We start from the raw sequence: 15,484 nt of genomic DNA on the forward strand, positions 1-15,484 counted from the left end.
TCAGGCACCGATCGCGGCCAGCCACTCACCGTAGAAAAGGGCCACGCCCAGACCACAGGTGATGGCCGTGAGCAGCCAGAAGCGGATGATCACCGTTGTTTCGGCCCAGCCGGCCAATTCGAAGTGGTGGTGGAAGGGCGCCATCCGGAACACCCGGCGACCGGTGGTGCGAAACGCCAGGATCTGCAGCACCACGGAGGTGACCTCGGCGACGAACAGCGACCCCAGCACGACGGCGAGGATCTCGGTGCGGCTGGTGACCGACAGACCCGCGATGATGCCGCCCAGCGCCAGCGATCCGGTGTCCCCCATGAAAATCTTTGCGGGCGCGGCATTCCACCACAAGAAGCCGATGCAGGCGCCCGCGGTGGCGGCCGCCACGAGCGCCAGGTCCAGCGGGTCGCGCACGTTGTAACAACCCAGGCCCGGCGCGGTGACGCAGGCGTTGCGGTACTGCCAGAAGGTGATCAACACGTAGGCGGCGGTGACCATCGCCATGCACCCGGCGGCCAGCCCGTCCAGCCCGTCGGTGAAGTTGACCGCGTTGGACCAGGCGCTGACTACGACCACGCAGAACAACACGAACAGGCCCGGAGCCAAAGTGACGGTGGCGATCTCGCGCACGTAGGACAAGTCCGAGCTGGCCGGCGTCAACCCGCTGCCATTGCGGAACTGCAAGACCAGCACCCCGAACAGCACCGCGGCGGCAATCTGCCCGACGGTCTTGGCCGTCTTGTTCAGCCCGAGATTGCGCGACCGGCGGATCTTGATCAGGTCATCGAGGAAGCCGACGCCTCCGAGCACGGTGGCCAGGGCCAACACCAGTAGACCCGACGCCGAGACGCCCTCCCCGTCGAACACCAGCCCGGCCAGGTGCGTCCCGAGGTATCCGGCCCAGATGCCGGCCAGGATGGCCACCCCACCCATCGACGGGGTGCCCCGCTTGGTGTGGTGGCTGGGCGGGCCGTCGTCGCGCGTGTGATGGCCAAAACCCTGCCTGGTGAACAGCCGAATCAGCGCCGGGGTCAACAGGATTGAGACGGCGAGAGCGACGGCCACGGCGATGAGGATCTGCCTCACGAACCCGTCCCCCCGCTTGTGCTCGCGGAACCCTCGGTGGCCAGGGCGTCGGCCAGCGCACCCAGCCCGGCCGCGTTGGAGGCCTTCACCAGGACCACGTCGCCGGGCTGCACTTCGGCTCGCAACAACGCCAGGGCGGCGTCGGCGTCGGCCACGTTGACGGCCCCTCTATCACCGGAAGCTCCCCACGAGCCCTCCATGACCGCTCCGTGGTGCATGGCGCTCATCGACCTCCCACTTCCCACGACGACAAGTCGAGACACATCTAAGCGCACCGCCAGCCGGCCGATGCGATCGTGCTCGGCTACCGCGTCCTCGCCAAGCTCGGCCATTTCGCCCAGCACCGCCCAGCTTCTGCGCTTTTCGGCGGCTCCGGACCCGCGGCCCTGGGCGATCCAGGCCAAAGCTTGCAGCCCGGCCCGCATCGAGTCGGGGTTGGCGTTGTAGGCGTCGTCGATCACCGTGACCCCGTCCGCCCGGGTGGTCACGTGCATCCGGTGCCGCGACACCGGCCCGGCCTGCGCCAGCGCCGCGGCGACCTGCTCGACGGTGGCGCCGCATTGCAGCGCGACGGCGCCGGCGCACAGCGCGTTGGTGACCTGATGGTCGCCGTACACGCCCAGCTGCACCTCGACCGCGCTGTCCATCGCGTGCAGGGTAAAGCGCGGCCTGGCCAGTTCGTCCAGCGACACTCCGTCCGCCCAGACGTCGCTGGGCCCCGAATCGGTGTGGCTGGACCGGCTGACCCGCACCGCCCGCGCCTCGGTGACGCGGGCCATCGCCGCCACGACCGGGTCGTCGGCGTTGAGGATGACCACACCCGACGGCGGAACGGCTTGGGGCAGTTCTGATTTGGTGTGCGCGATGGCTTCCCGTGAGCCGAACTCGCCCAGGTGGGCGGTGCCGACGTTGAGGACCACCCCGATCGCCGGCGGCGCGATCTGGGCCAGCGCGGCGATGTTGCCGGGATGGCGGGCCGACATCTCGAGCACCAGGTAGTCGGTGCGCCGCGTCGCGCGCAACACCGTCCACGGGTGTCCCAGCTCGTTGTTGAACGACCCGGGCGGGGCCACCACCTCGCCCAGCGGCTCGAGCACGGCGGCCACCAGGTCTTTGGTCGACGTCTTCCCCGACGAGCCGGTGATGCCGATGATGGTCAACCCGCCCGCCACCAGCTCCGCGGCCACCGCCTTGGCCAGCTTGGCCAGCGCGGCCAGCACCGCCGCCCCCGAGCCGTCAGTGTCGTGTTCGAGCACCCCGGCCAGGCCGCCGTCGGCGCGGTCGGTCCGCGGCGCCGGGGGCACCACGATGGCGGGCACCCCCACCGGCCGGGCGGCCAGTACCGCGACCGCGCCGGCCGCTGCCGCCGCGCCCGCGTAGTCGTGCCCGTCGGCATGGGCCCCCGGCAGCGCGAGGAATAGCCCGCCGGGACCGACGGCGCGCGAGTCGAATTCGACGGTGCCGGTGACGCGGAGTTCGGCGGCGGCCTGCGGCGAGATGTCGGCGAGCGTGCCGCCCACGATCTCGGCGATCTGCGCGACGGTCAGGTCGATCATGGCCGCGCCTCCAGCGCCCGGGCCAGCTCCACCCTGTCGTCGAACGGGCGGACCTCCCCCGCCCCGCGCTGCCCGGTTTCGTGGCCTTTGCCCGCGACCAGGACCACGTCGCCCGGGCCGGCCCAGGCCACCGCGCGCTCGATCGCGGCTCGCCGGTCGCCGATCTCGACGACCTCGGCGGAACCGCCGTGCGCGCCGGCCAGGATCTCGCGACGGATGGCGGCGGGGTCCTCCCCGCGCGGGTTGTCGTCGGTGACGACGACCAAATCGGCCAGCCCGGCGGCGATCTCACCCATCGGCGCCCGCTTGCCCGGGTCGCGCTCACCGCCCGCGCCGAACACCACGGCCAGCCGGCGACCCGGGCTGCGTAGGGTCGCCAGCACCGAGCGGAGCGCTTCGGGCTTGTGGGCGTAGTCCACCAGCGCGAGGAAATTCTGGCCGCGGTCGATTTCTTCCATGCGGCCGGGCACCCTGGTCTCCAGCAGCCCCGGCGCCGCCTGCTCGGGCGACACTCCGACCGCGTCCAGAATCGCCAGCGCGACAAGGCAATTGGCGACGTTGTAGTGCCCCGGCAGCCGGATGCCGACCCGATGCCGCACGCCGGCCGGGTCGATCGCGGTGAACTGCTGTCCCCCGGCGCCCATCGGCGTCACGTCCATCGCGCGCCAGTGCGCGGGATGGCCGGCGGCGCTGACGGTGATCGCGTCACCGGCCCGGGCGGCCATGGCGCGCCCGGCGTCGTCGTCGACGCAGACCACCACCCGGCGGGCCCGCAGCGGCGACGCGGGGTCGAACAGCTGCGCCTTGGCCTCGAAGTAGTCGGCCATGGTGGGGTGAAAGTCGAGGTGGTCGCGGGACAGGTTGGTGAAGCCGCCCACCGCGAATTCGGTGCCGTCCACCCGGCCCAGCGCCAGCGCGTGGCTGGACACCTCCATGACGACGGTGTCCACGCCGCGCTCGGCCATCGCCGCGAACATCGCCTGCAGCGCGGGAGCCTCCGGGGTGGTCAGCGCGCTGGGGATGTCGGCGCCGTCGATGCGGATGCCGATGGTGCCGATCAGGCCGGCCGTCCGGCCGGCGGCGCGCAACCCGGATTCGACCAGATAGGTCGTGGTGGTCTTGCCGGAGGTTCCGGTGATCCCGACAACCGTCGTCCGCTGCGACGGGTTCCCGTACACGGTGGCGGCCAGGGCGCCGAGCACGCTGCGGGGCTTCGGGTGCACCAGCGTCGGCACGGCCGAGGCCGAAGCCCCCATCTCCGCGACCCCGGCGGCATCGGTGAGGACCGCAACCGCGCCGCGTTCGATCGCCTCGGCCGCGTACCGGGCGCCGTGCGTCGACGCGCCGGGCAGCGCGGCGAACAGGTCGCCGGGCCGCACGTCTTGGGCACGCAGCGTCACGCCGGTGACGGCGGCATCGGGCACCGCCGCGCCCCGGTCCGCAAGTACCGCCCCGACCTGGGCCGCCAGCGCGGGCAGGCGCGTGCCCGCGCCGGCGCTGGGCCGTAGCCCCGTGGGCATCGGCACCACCTGTTCACACCTCCCTGCAGACGCCGCGTGATCCTCATGATCGGCCATGACACCCTACCTAGCCGCATCCGTCCGCGAGGTGCTCCCGCCGTGCGGGAGGCGGCGCCGGTCGGCGCCTTGTGCCCGCCGCGCCGGCGATCGCCGCTAGGTGGCCTGCAACGTCAGCGGCGGGCCGGGGTCGGGCGACAGCGGCACGTTCTCACGCTGCATGAGCCAGCCGGCGATGTTGTGGAACAGCGGGGCGGCCGAGTGGCCCGGCGTACCGTCCGCGTTGCGATCCGGGTTGTCCATCATGATGCCGATGACGTAGCGCGGGTTGTCTACGGTGGCCATGCCGGCGAAGGTGATCCAGTAGACGTTGTCGAAGTAGCAGCCGCAGGCCGGGTTGATCTGCTGCGCGGTGCCCGTCTTGCCGGCCATCTGGTAGCCCGTCACCGCGGCGGCGGGCCCGGTGCCCTGCTGATAGCCCATCGGGTCGCGTTGCACGACGGCGCGCAGCATGTTGCGCACGGTCTGGGCCGTCTGCGGCGAAACCACCCGCACGCCTTCGGGCCGCGGCTCTTCCGTACGGGTGCCGTCGGGCGCGATGGTGGCCTTGACGATCCGCGGCGGTATCCGCACCCCGTCGTTGGCGATCGTCTGGTACATGCCGGCCATCTGCAACAGCGTCATCGAAAGGCCTTGCCCGATGGGCAGGTTCGAGAAGGTGCTGCCCGACCATTGGTCGATGGGCGGCACCAACCCGGCGCTCTCACCGGGCAGGCCCACGTTGGTGCGTTGTCCGAGACCGAATTTGCGGACCATGTCGTAGAAGCGTTCCGGGCCGACGCGCTGGGCGAGCATCAAAGTGCCGACGTTGGAGGACTTTCCGAACACGCCGGTGGTGGTGTAGGGCATCACGCCGTGGTCCCACGCGTCGTGGATGGCCACTCCGCCCATCTGGATCGACCCGGGCACCTGCAGCACCTCGTCGGGGTTGGACAGGCCGTATTCGATCACCGAGGACGCGGTGATGACCTTGTTCACCGAGCCGGGCTCAAACGGCGAGGACACCGCCAGGTTGCCCAGCTGTTTGTCACCCTGACGCCCGATGTCCTGGGACGGGTCAAAGGTGTTGTCGTTGGCCATGGCCACCACTTCGCCGGTCTTCGAGTCCAGCACGACGGCCGAAACATTGTGCGCGCCCGAGAGATTCTTGGCCTGCTGGACCTGCTGCTGCACGTAGAACTGGATGTCGTCGTCGAGGGTCAGCTGAACCATCGAACCGTTGACCGCCCGATGCCGGTTGCGGTAACTGCCGGGGATCACGACGCCGTCGGATCCGCGGTCGTAGGTGACCGAGCCGTCAGTTCCGGACAGCACCGAGTCCAGGGACTCCTCCAGCCCCAGCAGCCCGTGACCGTCCCAGTCGATACCGCCGACGATGTTGGCCGCCAACGACCCGCCGGGATACTGCCGCAGATCCTGCCGCTCCGAACCGACTTCGGGGTACTTGTCGGAGATCGCGCTCGCGACCGCGGGGTCGACCGCGCGCGCCAGATAGACGAAGTTCTCGTCGCTTTGCAGCTTCTTCAAAACGGTCGCGGAGTCCGGCTTGTTGCCCAGCCGGGTGGAGACCTCCTTGGCGATGTCCCGCAGCCGCTCCTGCGGATCGGGGGCCGCCGAGTTCTTGTTCTTGGCCTCTTCCAGTTGCTTGCGAATCCTCTTGGGCTGGAACGTCAAAGCGCGCGACTCGGTGGTGAACGCCAGCTGATCCTTGTGGCGGTCGACGATGCTGCCGCGCACCGCCTTCTCGACGTCGGTGACCTTGAGCTGGCCCGCGGCCTGGGCACGCAGCGCCGGCGCGTTGGTCACCTGCAGTACGAACAGCTGGACCGCCGCCACCACGATCAAGACCGCGATGGCCGTGTTCCCGGCCCGATGCCGGAAGACGAACGACGCGCCACGGGTGCCCGCCTGCACGAGCTGCCGGGTGCGCCGCTCCCGCGCCGAGTGCCCGGTCGCCACCGCGTCCGGCCGGTCGGCCGGGCGGGCTTTCTTGGCGTCCTTGGCTTCCTTGGCTTTCCGGAACCGCTTCGGCTCCCGGACATCCTGAGCTTGCTGTTGCTTCGCGCGCCGCTTCGGCTGCCGAACGCTCTTGGCGTCCTGCGCCTTACGGGGACCGCGCGTCGACTGCGACCGGCGGGTGCGCGTGGAGTCGCCGCGGCTCACCGGGGCGCACCTGGCATCACAACGGGGCCCGGCGCCACAGGCTGCGGCGCGAGCACCGGGGCAGCGGGGGCGATCGGAGCGGCGGGAGCGGCGGGGGCGATCCCCCGTTGCACCGGAACCGGCACCTCCGCGGGTAGCGGTGCGGGCACCTGCCCGGGCGGGGGAATGGGCAAGCCGCCCAACGGGATCGGCACCTCAGCGGGCACCGGAGCGAGTATCGGTCCCGCCGGCGCGGGCAGACCCGGCGCGGGCAGCGCAGTCGGGGCCTGCCCGGTGACCGGCGCACCCGGCACAGCCGGCATTCCCGGCAGCTGAGGTCCGCCCTGTCCCAGGTGCTGGCCGCCCAGCGTCGAGGCTCCGTCTGGTGCGCGCAGCAGCGCCTCGGGCCCTGACCTCGCCGGCGCGGGCGCCGCGGGGTCGGGTTGCATCCGGACCGGGACCTCCGCGGGCGGTGGCGCCGGGGGCGGCGGCGGACCTTGTTCGGGGAGCTTGTTGTTCAACGGTGGCGGCGGCACCCCGTCAGCCGGCTTGGGCGTGCCGACGACCACCCAGTTCCCGGACGGGTCCTGGACCAGGTGCGCGGTGTCTCGCGTCGGGATCATGCCCTGTTTGCGGGCCGCCTCCGCCAGCGCCGGCGCGGATTCCGCCTCGCGCACATCGCGTTCCAGCGCCTCCTTCTGCTGTTGCAGCAGCCGGGTCTTCTCGCGGGCGTGACTCAACTTATAGGAGCGCTCGGCGGAGTCCGTGGACAACCACAGCGTGAGACCGAGCCCGACGCCGAGCGCACCGATGACCAATACGACGAACGGAACCTTGCTCGCCAAAGTGCGGGGCCGCAGGTCGATCGAAGCCAGCCGGGCCGCCAACCGTTCGCTCAGGCGAGGACGAACGACCTTGGGCGCTTTGGCTTTCCGCGCCTTGGCCCGGGCCTTGGCCTGACTGGTGCTTTTGGGCCGCGCCGGCCGCTCGACCGGCCGGGCGATCGGGCTGGTGTGCGGTCCGGACTTGGGCGCGTGGCTCTCCCGGGTCGGCGCCGAGGTCCGCCCGGGCCGGGGGCGGCGCGGCGAGCCGGGATCGGCCGCCGAGCGCCTGCTGCGCCGGACGGAACCGTCGCGTCCGCCGCGGCGGTTCGGCGTCTCGCGCTTTGCTGTCATGCGTCGCCCTTTCCGGTTGCCTGCTGGACCCGTTGCACAGCTCGTAGTCGCACCGCGGCGCTGCGCGGATTGCGTTCGACCTCGGCGGCGTCCGCACGTTCGGCGCCGTGCGTCAGCGACCGGAATCGCGGCTCGTGGCCGGGAAGCTCGACCGGCAGATCCACCGGTGTGCGGGACGCGACCGCGTCCGCGAACAACCGTTTGACGATCCGGTCTTCCAGCGATTGATAGGCCAGCACCACCATGCGTCCGCCGACGGTGAGCGCGTCCAACCCAGCCGGAATCGCGTTGCGCAACGAGTTCAGTTCGTCGTTGACCGCGATCCGCAGGGCCTGGAAGGTCCGCTTGGCGGGATGTCCCCCGGTGCGCCGGGCCGGGGCCGGAATCGCTCGGTAGAGCAGGGCTACCAACTCCGAGGTCGACGTGAAGGGGGTGCGGGCGCGCTGGCGCACGATCTGTGCGGCGATGCGGCGCGCGAATCGCTCCTCGCCGTAGCGGTGCAGGATGTCCGCCAGCGCCGCTTCGTCGTAGGTGTTGAGGATGTCGGCCGCCGTCAACGGCGACTCCGGGTCCATCCGCATGTCCAGCGGCGCGTCCTGGGCGTAGGCGAAGCCCCGCTCGGCGCGGTCGAGCTGCATGGATGACACGCCGAGGTCGAAAAGCATCCCGTCGACCGACCCGGCTGTGCCGTAACCGGATTCGGCCAGGGCCGCGGCGAGGCCGTCGTAGCGGGTGTGTACCAACGTGATCCGGTCGGCGAATCGCGCCAACCGAGCGCGGGCGATTTCCAGCGCGCTGGGATCGCGGTCGAGCCCGATCAGCCGCAGCCCCGGTAGGTCGGTCAGGAACCGTTCGGCGTGCCCGCCCGCGCCGAGGGTGGCGTCGAGGAGGACCGCGCCCGAACCATCGGCGTCGTGACGGGTCAGCGCGGGGGTGAGCAGTTCGACGCAGCGGTGCAGCAGTACCGGCACATGCCCGAAGTCCGGTGAATCGTCAACCACCGCAACACCTCCCCGGGTCGGGCGAGACGCCCCTGACCCCTCGACGGCCCGGAGGGCCGGCACCCTTGCATCGAGGTCCCTGTCCGAAGGCACGAACCTGGCGTTGGGGAAGTACGCCAGGGTCGGTTCGGGCAGAGGCCACGTTGCACGGGCAAGCGCCTCAGATGATGTCGCCGAGTGCTTCATCGCTGGCCGCGGAGAAGTTCTCTTCGTGGGTTTGCTGGTAGTCCTGCCAGGCCTGCGCATCCCAGATTTCGAGGTAATCGACCGCCCCGATCACCACGCAATCCTTGGAGAGGCTCGCGTAGCGACGGTGGTCGGCCGACAACGTGATGCGCCCCTGCGCGTCGGGATGCTGCTCGTCGGTGCCGGCGGCCAGATTGCGCAGGAACGCGCGGGCGTCGGGGTTGCTTCGCGAGGCCTTGCTCGCCCGGCGGGCGAGCTGCTCGAATTCGCCCCGCGGGTAGACGGCGAGGCTGTGGTCTTGGCTCTTGGTGACCATCAACCCCCCTGCCAGCGCGTCACGGAATTTGGCGGGCAACGTCAGCCGCCCCTTGTCGTCGAGTTTGGGCGTGTAGGTGCCGAGAAACACCAGAATTCACCTCCCGCCGAAAGCGGCTGTGCGTCACCCAAACACTGCGGCCACCATACCCCACAATCCCCCACTACGCCCCATTCCTGGAGTGTCGTGGCGGAGTTTTTCGGGTTATCTGCCACCCACGGCCGCTCATGCCGCGGGAAGGCGGCTTCGGGGGTCACGCGGAGCACCTGGGCCGGCAGTAGAAAGCTGCAGTTCAAGGTGCTACCGACGGCCGGGTGGGGCGCAGTGGGAGCCTTCGGTGGGGCACGGTGGGGCTCAGATCCTGCGCCGAAGCTCAGTTGGGACTCGATCCGGCGTCAAAACCGCATCGACGGCCCGGCGATCCTCAGCCGGCCCGGTACGTCTGTGACGATGGAGCGGCCGGCCCGGTGCGGGCATTGAATGCGGGCATTGAAAAGGGGTAGCCGATGGCTACCCCGATGCGTTGGCGATGCGGCTAGTCGTCGAAGCGGCGGCGGAACCGGTCTTCCATCCGGCTGGTGAACGAACCTCCGCCGCCCTTGTTGCGGCGCTGGCGCAGCGACCCGGGTGCCGATCCGGAGTGGTCGGCCCGGCCGGACAACCGGGGACCGGTGATAGCAAACACCACGCCGGCGAACATCACGATGAATCCGAAGACACTGAGAATCGGGAAGTTTCCGATCATGGTGGCCTTGAACGCCACGCCGGAAACCAGCATTGCCAAGCCGATGACGAACAGCGCCGCGCCCTGCAGGCGGCGGCGCGCGGTGGGTGCACGGAGCCCCCCGCCGCGGACGCTCGACGCGAATTTGGGGTCTTCGGCGTAGAGAGCGCTCTCGATCTGATCGAGCATCCGCTGCTCATGATCGGAGAGTGGCATTCGTCCCTCCTTGCCGACAGTTTGGCGCGTAACTATCGATAGCACGCGGATGCCCGTTGCGGGGGCAACTAATTGAAATGATACGAGGTCAATCTGCGCCTTACCACTGGTTCGGTGGCGATTCTATCCTGGGCGCGGCCCGGCACCCATAGGAGCCGGAACGGCCGTGCGCTACAAGCGGCTTCCCCAACCGGGGTGGTTGGTGGGTTCGTTGCCGCGACCGCTCGTCGAACGGCCTCCCCCGGGTCTGATAATGACGATGGCGGCGAGGGCCGAGCGGCTGGGCGAAGCCGAAGCACCGGGAGCACAGAGGATGAGGAGGAAACCGCGAGTTGGCGATATTCCTCATCGATCTGCCACCCGCCGATATGGAGCGCCGTCTCGGTGACGCCCTGAAGGTGTATGTCGACGCGATGCGGTATCCGCGGGGCACCGAGAACCAGCGCGCCGCGATGTGGCTCGAGCACATCCGCCGGCGCGGGTGGCAAGGGGTGGGTGTCGTGGAGGCGGAGCTGGCCGAAGGCGCAGACGCGCCTGTCCCGCCGGCGGCCGAACTGAGCACCGCGCCGTTGCTCGGCGTGGCCTACGGCTACCCCGGGGCACCCGGGCAGTGGTGGCAGCAGCAGGTCGTCCTTGGCTTGCAACGCGGCGGCCTGCCTCCCCAGGAGATCGCCGGCCTGATGAACAGCTACTTCGAGTTGACCGAGCTGCACATCCATCCGCGCGCGCAGGGTCGCGGCCTCGGCGAGGCGCTGGCCCGGCGGCTCCTCGCCGGTCGGGCCGAGGAGAATGTCCTGCTGTCCACGCCGGAGACCAGTGGTGAGCCGAACCGGGCCTGGCGGTTGTACCGGCGGCTGGGCTTCACCGACGTCATCCGCCGCTACCACTTCGCCGGTGACCCACGGGCATTCGCGATCCTGGGCCGCAAGTTGCCGCTGTGATACCGCCGGGCCGAGGGCGCGTCCGGGCCGACGCGCGGACGCGGCACGCCGGATCTGGCACGATGACCTGGTGCGCGCCAGCATCGCCCCGCCCCGAACCCGAGGATTCACCGCTCGGCGGCGCCGGTTGGTGGCCATCGCGATGCTGCTGATGCTGGTGCCGCTGGCCACCGGGTGTCTGCGGGTCCGGGCGTCGCTCACCATCTCGCCCGATGACCTGGTGTCCGGCGAGATCGTCGCCGCCGCTAAACCCAAGACGCCCAAGGACACCGGCCCGCAGCTCGACAGCAACAACTTGCCGTTCAGCCAGAAGGTGGCGGTGTCGAACTACGACAGCGACGGCTACGTGGGGTCGCAGGCGGTGTTCTCCGATCTGACCTTCGCCGAACTCCCGCAGCTGGCGAACATGAACTCCGACGCGCAGGGCGTGAATCTGTCGCTGCGCCGAAACGGCAACCTGGTGATCCTGGAGGGCCGCGCGGACCTGACCTCGCTGACCGATGCCGAAGCCGACGTCGAGCTGACCATCGCCTTCCCCGGCGTGGTGACCTCCACCAACGGCGACCGGGTCGAGTCCACGGTGGTGTCGTGGAAGCTCAAACCGGGCGTGGTGAGCACCATGACCGCCCAGGCCCGCTACACCGACCCGAACACGCGCTCCTTGACGGGGGCGGGCGTGTGGCTGGGCATCGCGTCCTTCGCGGCGGCCGGCGTGGTCGCGCTGCTGGCCTGGATGAACCGCGACCGGTCCCCGCGGTTAACCGCACCGCGCGACCAGCCGCCGAGCTAGCCCTGCCGGGCGGGTGACCAGTACGCCAGCATCTCCGCGAACATCTGGAAGGCGGGCGCCGACACCCCGTAGGTCGCCTCGAGGTGGATGCTCAGCGGGAAGCCCAGCTCGGCGACACCGTCGATCACGCGTTTGTACAGGTCGACCATGAGTTGGCGCTTCTGGGGCGGTTCGCTGGCGGCCAACCGCCTGACGAACTCCTGTTCTTCGGCCACCGTCGCGTTACCCGGGTCCTGAATCAGCCAGTTGATCAGGCCGACCCGGCTCTCCATCTTCGGGACGAACCCGAACGACAGCAGGACCTCCGGCCGATGATCGGTGTTCTCGGCGAATTGGCGCAGGAATCCCACGATCGCGTCGGAGTACAACAGCTGGGTCATGCCGTAGGTCGCGCCCTGGTCGCACTTGAAGTTGAACCGGCCCTGTTCCCCTTCGCGGGTGGGGATCAGGATCACGCCGCGGTTGGGCACCAATTCGCGATAGATGGACAGGGCGTCGGTCGGGGCGACGCCGGACCCCTCGCCGTCGTTCATCGTGCGCGGGACGCCGACGAATACCACGCCCTCCATCCCGGCCGCGCGCAGATCGGTCAGCCGCGTGCGCAGCGTCGGCTCGTCGGAGAAGGCGGTGACCTGCGTGCACAACCCGTGGATTCCCGGCAGCTCGGGCTTGACGATCGACCAGAAGTCCAGCACGTCGAGCTTGGGTTTCATCGCGATGGGACGGTCGTCGTCCTCGGCGATGATGCCCGGGATCATCACGTGCCGGAGCCGGCCGGTCAGACCGGATTCCGCAGAGTACTGCACCACCTTTCGCGCGTCTTCGAGCGCCCGCTCCCGGCCTTCATCGGCGTTCGGCGGCACCAGCTCGAGCGCAATGGTGTTGAGGGTCACGCGGCTTCTCTCCATCCGACGACTAGTGGCTTGGGGCGTCTCCCGGCCGCACAACAGCGGGCGGCCCCGAACACCCCCGCCAGCATAGGCGTGGGGGTAGCGCCCGCTTGCGGGGGAATAGTGAGGCAGTCGAAGCAAACGCGATGCCCCGCCCACGCCATGTGGGAAAGAATCCGGGTGCTGCGCCCAATACACTGGTCGGGCCTGCCACACACCAGACACGTCGAGCAGAGAGGGGCGCCGCGCTGAGCCCAAAAGCCCCAGCAGCAGCGGCAACCGTCGAGTTGACCCGCGCGATCACCGATCAACTGCGGCGGTATCTGCACGACCGGCGCGCCGACACCGCCTACATCGGCAGCGATTACGAGACCCTGGTCGCCGCCCTGGAAGATTTCGTGCTCAACGGGGGCAAGCGGCTCCGGCCCGCCTTCGCCTACTGGGGCTGGCGCGCCGTAGCGACCGGGGAACCCGATTCCGAAGTGCTGCTGCTGTTTTCCGCGCTCGAGCTGCTGCACGCGTGCGCGCTGGTGCATGACGATGTGATCGACGACTCCTCCACCCGCCGCGGCCGGCCCACCGCGCATGTCCAGTTCGCCGAGCTGCATCGCAACCGGCAGTGGCGCGGCTCGCCGGACCGGTTCGGCATGTCGGCCGCCATCCTGCTCGGCGACCTCGCGCTGTCCTGGGCCGACGACATCGTTTTTCGCGCGGACCTGCCGCCCGACGCCGTGCGGCGGGTCCAGCGGGTGTGGGCCGAAATCCGCACTGAGGTGCTGGGCGGCCAATACCTGGACATCGTCGCCGAAGCCAGCGCCGCCGAGTCGATCGCGTCGGCGATGAACGTCGACACCTACAAGACCGCCTGCTACACCGTGTCGCGACCGCTGCAGTTGGGCGCGGCGGCCGCCGCCGACCGACCCGACGTGCAAGACGTCTTCAGCCGGTTCGGGACGGACCTCGGGGTGGCGTTCCAGCTGCGTGACGACGTGCTGGGTGTGTTCGGGGACCCGGCGGTGACCGGCAAGCCCTCGGGCGACGACTTGCGATCGGGCAAGCGCACCGTGCTGCTGGCCGAGGCGGTGGAGCTGGCAGATAAGTCAGATCCGTTGGCGGCCAATCTGTTACGCGACTCGATCGGGGCGCGGCTGACCGATGCGGAGGTGGACCGACTGCGCGGGGTCATCGAGTCGGTGGGTGCCCTGGCCGCCGCGGAGCAACGCATCGCCGAGCTGACCCAACGGGCGCTGGCAGCACTGGCGGCCGCACCCATCAACGCCGCGGCCAAAGCGGGGCTGGCCGAGCTGGCCAGAATGGCCACCGACCGGTCCGCCTGAGCCCATGACGACTCCGACGCACACCCCGCCGTCCGACTCGCCGGCAACGAAACCGTCTGGTGACGGGTGGTTTTCGCAGCTGCATGCGTTCGCCACCGCCGCGGAGTCCCGGCCGGCGAAGCTGGGCATGCTCGGCGCGGTACTCATCCTCGTGGGCGGCCTGGGCGCGGGCAGCACCCGGCAGCACGACCCGCTGCTGGAGTCAATCCACATGTCCTGGCTGCGTTTTGGCCATGGCCTGGTGTTGTCGTCGGTGGTGTTGTGGATGGGCGTGGGCCTCATGCTGATCGCCTGGCTGGGGCTGGGCCGACGCGTGCTGGCCGGCGAAGTGACAGAGTTCATGATGAAAGCCACCACCGGCTTCTGGCTCGCGCCGTTGCTGCTGTCGGTGCCCGTCTTCAGCCGGGACACCTATTCGTATCTGGCCCAGGGCGCGCTGCTGCGCGACGGCCTGGATCCCTACACGGTCGGACCGGTCGCCAACCCGAACATCCTGCTGGACAACGTAAGTCCCATCTGGACGATCACCACCGCCCCCTACGGCCCGGCGTTCATCTTGGTGGCGAAGCTCGTCACCATGGCGGTCGGCAACAACCTGGTGGCCGGAACGGCGCTGCTGCGGCTGTGCATGCTGCCGGGGCTGGCCCTGCTCATCTGGGCCACCCCACGATTGGCCCGCCACCTGGGCACGGACGGCCCTACGGCTTTGTGGATCTGCGTTCTCAACCCGCTGGTGCTCATTCATCTGATGGGCGGGGTGCACAACGAGATGCTCATGGTGGGACTGATGACCGCCGGTATCGCGCTGAGTTTCGCCGGCCGCCACATCCTGAGCACTTCGCTGATCACGGTGGCGATCGCGGTCAAGGCGACCGCCGGAATCGCCCTGCCGTTCATGGTGTGGGTCTGGACGCGGCATTTGCGCGACCGCCGCGGGTACCGGACGGCCTGGGCATTTGTGGCGGCCACGGCGACTTCGGTGCTGATCTTCGCCGTCGTGTTCGGCATCCTGTCGGCCGTGGCCGGTGTGGGCCTGGGATGGCTGACGGCGCTGGCCGGATCGGTGAAGATCATCAACTGGCTGACCGTGCCGACCGCGGCCGCCAACCTCATCCACGCCGTGTTCAGCGGGCTTTTCGCGGTGCACTTCTACCCCATGCTGCGGATCACCCGGTTCGTCGGGATCGCCATCATCGCGGTGTCGCTGCCGCTGTTGTGGTGGCGGTTTCGGCGCGACGACCGGGCCGCGCTGACCGGCATCGCGTTCTCGATGGTGGTCGTGGTGCTGTTCGTCCCCGCGGCTCTGCCGTGGTACTACTCCTGGCCGCTCGCGGTGGTGGCCCCGCTGGCGCAGTCGCGAAGGGCGCTCGCGATCATCGCCGGCCTGTCGACGTGGGTGATGGTGATCTTCAAACCCGATGGCTCGCACGGGATGTACTCATGGCTGCATTTTTCGCTGGCCACCGTCTGCGCGCTGATCGCCTGGCACAGCCTCTCCCGCGCCCCCGACCGGCGGGCCGACAAAGCCGATGAGGCCCTGGAAAAGGCCTAGC

Annotated in this window: 13 protein-coding genes; 4 read left to right on the top strand and 9 right to left on the bottom strand. The window is 69.8% G+C overall.

Annotated elements, in window-relative coordinates; translation table 11 throughout:
* The 8 genes from mraY to AWC17_RS11620 form a co-directional block, all read right to left on the bottom strand.
* Window positions 1–1,080, bottom strand: a complete 1,080-nt coding sequence (mraY, locus tag AWC17_RS11585; protein WP_046187176.1) for a phospho-N-acetylmuramoyl-pentapeptide-transferase — start codon at window positions 1,078–1,080, stop codon at window positions 1–3.
* Window positions 1,077–2,636, bottom strand: coding sequence for a UDP-N-acetylmuramoyl-tripeptide--D-alanyl-D-alanine ligase (locus AWC17_RS11590; protein WP_047323632.1), 1,560 nt, complete (start codon window positions 2,634–2,636; stop codon window positions 1,077–1,079). The genes mraY and AWC17_RS11590 overlap by 4 nt, the downstream gene beginning before the upstream one ends.
* Complete coding sequence (locus AWC17_RS11595) at window positions 2,633–4,213, bottom strand: UDP-N-acetylmuramoyl-L-alanyl-D-glutamate--2,6-diaminopimelate ligase (protein ID WP_047323631.1); 1,581 nt, start codon at window positions 4,211–4,213, stop codon at window positions 2,633–2,635. The genes AWC17_RS11590 and AWC17_RS11595 overlap by 4 nt, the downstream gene beginning before the upstream one ends.
* Before the next feature lie 96 nt (window positions 4,214–4,309).
* A complete protein-coding gene (locus tag AWC17_RS11600) occupies window positions 4,310–6,376 on the bottom strand; it encodes a peptidoglycan D,D-transpeptidase FtsI family protein (protein ID WP_046187184.1) in 2,067 nt (688 codons plus the stop codon).
* Complete coding sequence (gene ftsL / locus AWC17_RS11605; RefSeq protein WP_085164658.1) at window positions 6,373–7,530, bottom strand: cell division protein FtsL; 1,158 nt, start codon at window positions 7,528–7,530, stop codon at window positions 6,373–6,375. Before ftsL ends, AWC17_RS11600 begins: the two co-directional genes overlap by 4 nt.
* Window positions 7,527–8,717: a 16S rRNA (cytosine(1402)-N(4))-methyltransferase RsmH gene (gene rsmH, locus AWC17_RS11610; RefSeq protein ID WP_167385573.1), complete on the bottom strand. Its 1,191-nt coding sequence runs from the start codon at window positions 8,715–8,717 to the stop codon at window positions 7,527–7,529. Before rsmH ends, ftsL begins: the two co-directional genes overlap by 4 nt.
* A complete protein-coding gene (mraZ, locus tag AWC17_RS11615; protein WP_046183993.1) occupies window positions 8,692–9,123 on the bottom strand; it encodes a division/cell wall cluster transcriptional repressor MraZ in 432 nt (143 codons plus the stop codon). Before mraZ ends, rsmH begins: the two co-directional genes overlap by 26 nt.
* 445 nt (window positions 9,124–9,568) lie before the next feature.
* On the bottom strand, window positions 9,569–9,973 hold the full coding sequence (locus tag AWC17_RS11620) for a DUF3040 domain-containing protein (protein WP_046183994.1): 405 nt from the start codon (window positions 9,971–9,973) through the stop codon (window positions 9,569–9,571).
* A 332-nt stretch (window positions 9,974–10,305) separates the two neighbouring features.
* Between AWC17_RS11620 and AWC17_RS11625 the strand changes: the two genes are divergently transcribed.
* Window positions 10,306–10,914 (top strand): GNAT family N-acetyltransferase, encoded by a 609-nt coding sequence (locus AWC17_RS11625; RefSeq protein ID WP_047323629.1) that lies wholly within the window; start codon window positions 10,306–10,308, stop codon window positions 10,912–10,914.
* A gap of 142 nt (window positions 10,915–11,056) precedes the next feature.
* Window positions 11,057–11,704 carry a lipoprotein LppM gene (gene lppM / locus AWC17_RS11630; protein ID WP_047323642.1) on the top strand — a complete coding sequence of 216 codons (648 nt, stop codon included), beginning with the start codon at window positions 11,057–11,059 and terminating at the stop codon, window positions 11,702–11,704.
* Here lppM and AWC17_RS11635 read toward each other — a convergent pair.
* On the bottom strand, window positions 11,701–12,597 hold the full coding sequence (locus AWC17_RS11635) for a mycobacterial-type methylenetetrahydrofolate reductase (RefSeq protein ID WP_046183996.1): 897 nt from the start codon (window positions 12,595–12,597) through the stop codon (window positions 11,701–11,703). The genes lppM and AWC17_RS11635 overlap by 4 nt on opposite strands.
* A 284-nt stretch (window positions 12,598–12,881) precedes the next feature.
* Between AWC17_RS11635 and idsA2 the strand changes: the two genes are divergently transcribed.
* Together idsA2 and AWC17_RS11645 are read left to right on the top strand one after the other, a co-directional pair.
* Window positions 12,882–13,931: a bifunctional (2E,6E)-farnesyl/geranyl diphosphate synthase gene (gene idsA2, locus AWC17_RS11640; RefSeq protein ID WP_046183997.1), complete on the top strand. Its 1,050-nt coding sequence runs from the start codon at window positions 12,882–12,884 to the stop codon at window positions 13,929–13,931.
* A gap of 4 nt (window positions 13,932–13,935) precedes the next feature.
* Window positions 13,936–15,483 carry an alpha-(1->6)-mannopyranosyltransferase A gene (locus AWC17_RS11645; RefSeq protein ID WP_046183998.1) on the top strand — a complete coding sequence of 516 codons (1,548 nt, stop codon included), beginning with the start codon at window positions 13,936–13,938 and terminating at the stop codon, window positions 15,481–15,483.
* Window position 15,484 lies beyond the last annotated feature (1 nt).

It is taken from the genome of Mycobacterium nebraskense (assembly GCF_002102255.1).
Classification (GTDB): domain Bacteria; phylum Actinomycetota; class Actinomycetes; order Mycobacteriales; family Mycobacteriaceae; genus Mycobacterium; species Mycobacterium nebraskense.